At 35.3% G+C, this 4,787-nt stretch carries 5 protein-coding genes; 3 read left to right on the top strand and 2 right to left on the bottom strand.

Annotation, left to right across the window (positions count from 1 at the left end):
• The first annotated feature begins 27 nt into the window (after positions 1–27).
• Positions 28–252: a hypothetical protein gene (locus D6734_01180; GenBank protein RMF97846.1), complete on the top strand. Its 225-nt coding sequence runs from the start codon at positions 28–30 to the stop codon at positions 250–252.
• On the opposite strand, the gene D6734_01175 is transcribed toward D6734_01180, so the two are convergent.
• A complete protein-coding gene (locus D6734_01175; protein RMF97845.1) occupies positions 222–1,133 on the bottom strand; it encodes a hypothetical protein in 912 nt (303 codons plus the stop codon). The genes D6734_01180 and D6734_01175 overlap by 31 nt on opposite strands.
• A 132-nt stretch (positions 1,134–1,265) precedes the next feature.
• Between D6734_01175 and D6734_01170 the strand changes: the two genes are divergently transcribed.
• Both D6734_01170 and D6734_01165 read left to right on the top strand, forming a co-directional pair.
• Positions 1,266–2,048, top strand: coding sequence for a carbon-nitrogen family hydrolase (locus D6734_01170; GenBank protein RMF97844.1), 783 nt, complete (start codon positions 1,266–1,268; stop codon positions 2,046–2,048).
• 47 nt (positions 2,049–2,095) lie between these two features.
• Complete coding sequence (locus tag D6734_01165; GenBank protein ID RMF97847.1) at positions 2,096–3,319, top strand: Glu/Leu/Phe/Val dehydrogenase; 1,224 nt, start codon at positions 2,096–2,098, stop codon at positions 3,317–3,319.
• Between the two features lie 23 nt (positions 3,320–3,342).
• Here D6734_01165 and D6734_01160 read toward each other — a convergent pair.
• The coding region (locus D6734_01160; GenBank protein RMF97843.1) for a radical SAM protein at positions 3,343–4,787 on the bottom strand (1,445 nt) is incomplete at its 5' end.

Raw genomic sequence — 4,787 nt, 5'->3', positions numbered from 1 at the left:
TATAAATGGTGTAAGAAAAATTTTGAAATGATTGAGGAAAAGATATTGACTCTTTCAAATGAAAGAGGAAATTTGGGAAGATTCTATAAAAAAGGAACTTTAACTGAAGGTTCGGTAGGAAGAGAAGACTATTATTTAGGGTATATTATAGTATCCGAAGCAAATAAGAAATATCCAATTAAAAAGCTCATTGAAATGGATGCAGATGAAATACTGAGATTCTATTTTTCAAAGAAAGCAGGAGGAAGTTGAGAGAGGTCAATTTTTTCATACAGATTGGCAATTCCAATTGCCATTTCCTTCATTTCAGAAATGGTTTCTTTCTTCAAAAATACTTTTGTCAACGCTAATTTGTCGTGGGTTAGATTCAACTTCATATGTTCAGGTATTTCACCTTTGCACCATATTTTGCTTTCCCATGCGGGTTCTAATATGTCAAGAATATCAAAATTTGCTTTTTCTATTTTTTGATTTTTTCCTTCCTCAATTGCCACGATATATCTCCAGACTGATTTATAAGAAGGAGTTAAATCACCTGTTAAGCATAAGAATTTACCAGCAAAGGTGTTTATTCTTACAGAGAAGATATAATTATCTATTTTGGATTCTATGTATTGCTGACAGATATAGTCGTCTTCCTTTATTTCATTAAAATCCTCTTTGCTGAAATTTTCATCGAAGACTTTAAAGCCCTTGGACCATCTGCCGCAGCGTCTTTTCAGAGCTATTTTGCCATATTTTTTTGAAAGTTTTAAAAGCTGGTTGAAGTTGCCGCTAAAGATTTCAGTGTATGGCATTCTAAAATTTTTTTTCAACAGCAGATATTGATTCCATTTGTCTTCCAACCTAAATATTGGGGCCAATAAATCAGGCAGATTTCCCTCCCTATCCATCCATATTTTAAATTTTTGGTGCAGACTGAAGTAAGGGGATTTTTGAATGTATGAGGCAAAACTTTTGCCGTGTTTTTGAAGAGAAATCTCTTCTATTAGTTCAAAAATATTGGAGTCCCTTTTATAAATGTATTTTTCTATGAGTCCGTATTCAAAGATTCCACCGGGAAGGCCAATATTCACTTCTGAAATAAAAGGTACTCCTCTGGGATCTATGAGACAATCGATACCTAAAAACATTTAATTGACCCTTTTTCAAAATCTATTCATTCATAATCAGGAAAAATGTATTTGACAAGATAAGTGTTTTTTAAAGATTATTTAGAAAAACGATATGAATTTGTAAATCTTTATATAGAAAGATGAAAGACGATGGGTATGATAAATATTTTTTCTGCACAGTTCCATGTCCTGTTGGGGGAAGTTGAAAAAAACTTTTCAAAGGTTGAAAAACTTCTCGAAAATTTTGAAGTTTCAGAGGGTATCGTTCTTTTGCCTGAGATGTGGACAAGCGGATTTGATTATAGGCATCTCGAAGATATAGCCAGTAAAACACCCCTTATTCTTGAAAGAATAAAAGAAATTGCCGCGAGAAAAAATTTAATTATCGCCGGTTCTATGCCTGAAAAAGATAAGGGGCACTTTTACAATACTTCTTTTTTGATTGGTGAAAAGGGAAACATTATCGGAAAGTACCGAAAAATCCATTTGTTTTCGCCAATGAGAGAAGATAAATATTTTTCAAAAGGAAAAAAGGTTGAAGTTTTCAACACTTCCTTTGGAAAGGTGGCGTTGGTTCTCTGTTTTGACTTAAGATTTCCTGAGCTAATAAGGACTTTGGCTTTGAAGGGAGCTCAAATTCTCCTTGTTTCAGCTCAATGGCCTCTTATAAGGGTAGAACATTGGCGCACTTTACTGAGGGCGCGCGCAATAGAAAACCAATTCTATGTAACAGGTGCCGCAGCAAGTGGTAAAACAGGAAAATTTGTCTTTTGCGGAAATTCGATGATTATTGCTCCTAATGGGGAAATCCTTGCGAATGCTGATTTGGATGAGGTTGTAATAACATCTTCTATTGATTTGAAAGAAATAAAAAAAATAAGAAAAGAAATGCCTTGCTTTCAGGCGAGAGCTCCAAAACTATATAGAGTTTGAAGGAGGGAATAAAATTGTATTTTGAATATGAAAGTCCGGTTTTTAATATGGCTGTGAAGCAGTATGAAAGAGTAGCCAGTATGTTGGAAATCGATGAAAATGTTCTTGAAAGAATCAAATATCCCTCGAGAAGTTTTGTTGTATCAATACCAGTGAGAATGGATAATGGGAAAACAGAAGTTTTTTGCGGTTATAGAGTTCAGCATAATAGAACGATGGGACCGACGAAGGGAGGTATAAGATATCATGAAGATGTGACATTAGGGGAAGTGGCGGCTATGGCAATGTGGATGTCATGGAAATGCGCTATTGTCGGTTTGCCTTTTGGAGGAGCCAAAGGAGGTGTGAGATGCAATCCTTCTTTAATGTCAAAAGGAGAATTGCAGCGTCTTACAAGAAGATATACTTCAGAAATAATAAATGTCATTGGTCCTGAAACAGACATTCCTGCCCCTGATATGGGAACAAATGAGCAGGTTATGGCATGGATAATGGATACATATAGTATGCAGAAAGGGCATACAATACCGGGTGTGGTGACAGGTAAAGATAAGCTTCTTGGAGGCTCAGAAGCAAGAAGAAAGGCAACTGGCGGAGGTATAGTACATTTGATTTCAGAAACATTGAAGATTTCCAATTTCAATGGAAATGAAGTGAAAGTTGCAATACAAGGCTTCGGAAAGGTAGGGAGTGCAGCAGCTGAGATTGCTGTAAGAAAAGGGTGGAAAGTAATAGCTGTATGCGATGTTACAGGAGCAATATATAACGAGAAGGGGATTAATGTATTGGAATTGATCTCTTATGTTGGGGAAAATGGCGGGGTAAGGGATTTTAAAGAAGCAGAAGAAATTGAAAAGGAAGATTTTTGGGATGTAGAATGTGATGTAATGATTCCTGCAGCTGTTGCAAGAAGCATAGACAAGAAGAGAGCAGAGAGAATTAAATGCAAAATCCTTGCAGAAGCAGCAAATGGTCCAACGACAGAAGAAGCAGATGAGATAATAAGGGATAGAGGAATAATTATTATTCCTGATATTCTTGCAAACTCAGGCGGAGTAACAGTTTCATATTTTGAATGGGTACAGGATTTGCAAAGTTTCTTCTGGGAGCATGAGAGGGTTGTTGATGAAGTCAAGAAACTTTTGACCAGAGCATTTATGCAGATTAGGGAAGTTAGTGAAAAGAGAAAGGTAGATATACGGACAGCCGCCTTGATGCTCGGGATTGAAAGGGTTGCAAGAGCAAAAGAAATGCGGGGATTATATCCTTGATGTAAGAGACGCAGTATGAAAAATTAAACATATTCTCTCGATTTGATTCCTGTCATAATTACACGCCAAAGTGAAACTTTATAAGTTTTAATATAACGGTAAGCATAAGTTACATAAAAGATTATATCGAGCAATGATGTAATTGGAAGTTTAATGAGAATCCTAATAAGTGGTTCTAATTTTTTATGTTTGACTGCTAAATAAAAAAGTTTTTGCAGCCTTTCCAGTTCCTTTCTTTCTTTATTTTCTACAACACTTCGTTTAAAGAAGGATGGGGAAATTGAATCGAAATTGTAATTGGCAGAAAGAAGACCTTTTTCCTTACAATACTTTTCCAATTCAGTACTGGGATATGGTTGATAAAGAGAGCACCATGGATAGTCAACTTCTATTTCTCTATTTATGTAAACGGTTTCAAAGGCTTTATCTACATCTTCGCCCGGAAGTCCAAGCATATTGTAAGTCCCAATTTTGATTCCCACTTTCTTCAATAAATTTGCAGTATAAAATATCTCATCATTTCTGACATTCTTATTTAAGATTCTATTTCTAAATTCTTCATTGCCGGTTTCTATTCCAAAATATGCCAATTTACACCCCGATTCTTTAAGCATTTCAACGGTTTTTTCGTCAATCAAACGAACCTGTAGAAGGCATGTAAAAGGAAGATTGATTTCTTTTTTGAATAAAGGAAGAAACTCTTCCAGCCATTTTTTGTTAAGAATAAAGACTTCATCATCAAATCTAATAAATTTCGTATTGTATAATTTTATTATTTTTTTTAATTCATTGATAACAAATCTTGGGCTGTGTCTTCTAATGGTCTTCCCTTTTCCTTTATAAAGGCGGATGTAACTGCGATTAAAACAGAATGAGCAGTTGAAGGGACAGCCCCTTCCGGTCAAGACGCTTAAATTGTCTTTGAGCGATGGATATTTTGAATAAAGTGTCCTGTCAGGAGGATGGATTGAATCGAGGTCATTAATAAGCGGCCTCAATTCATTTTTTATTATTCTGCCATCTTTTTTTATCCAGAGGTTTTTAATGCCATCATAAGGGATTTTTTTATTTAAACATTCTGCAAGCTCAAGCATTGCATATTCGCCTTCGCCTCTGCATATAAAATCGACAGCAGGATGTTCAATGATTTGAGGGAAAAAAGTTGGATGTGGACCGCCTAAAATTACTTTGGCACCTGTAATTTTTTTTAATTCTTCTGCCCTTTTTAAAACCCATAGATGCGCTCCTGTTGTTGTATAAAAGCCAAGAAGATCAGGTTTATACCTTTTAACGCTTTGAAAAAAATTCCGTTCTCCAGATTCTATAAATACTTCACATTGATGACCTCTTTCTTTGAGGAAAGAGGAGATATACATAATGCCCAAGAATTCAAACCAAAAATTTTGAATAAAAGCTATTCTTGCCACTATGTTTACTCCTAAATTTCTTAGATTATGCAATGATAGCG

The organism is Candidatus Schekmanbacteria bacterium (genome assembly GCA_003695725.1).
Lineage (GTDB): Bacteria > Schekmanbacteria > GWA2-38-11 > GWA2-38-11 > J061 > J061.
Note: the sequence above shows the minus strand (reverse complement) of the source record. Positions and strands in the feature narration are given on the sequence as shown.

Coding starts and splice junctions, on each gene's coding strand:
- D6734_01180 (RMF97846.1), top strand. CDS start 28: ATGATTGAGGAAAAGATATTGACTCTTTCAAATGAAAGAGGAAATTTG.
- D6734_01175 (RMF97845.1), bottom strand. CDS start 1,133: ATGTTTTTAGGTATCGATTGTCTCATAGATCCCAGAGGAGTACCTTTT.
- D6734_01170 (RMF97844.1), top strand. CDS start 1,266: ATGGGTATGATAAATATTTTTTCTGCACAGTTCCATGTCCTGTTGGGG.
- D6734_01165 (RMF97847.1), top strand. CDS start 2,096: ATGGCTGTGAAGCAGTATGAAAGAGTAGCCAGTATGTTGGAAATCGAT.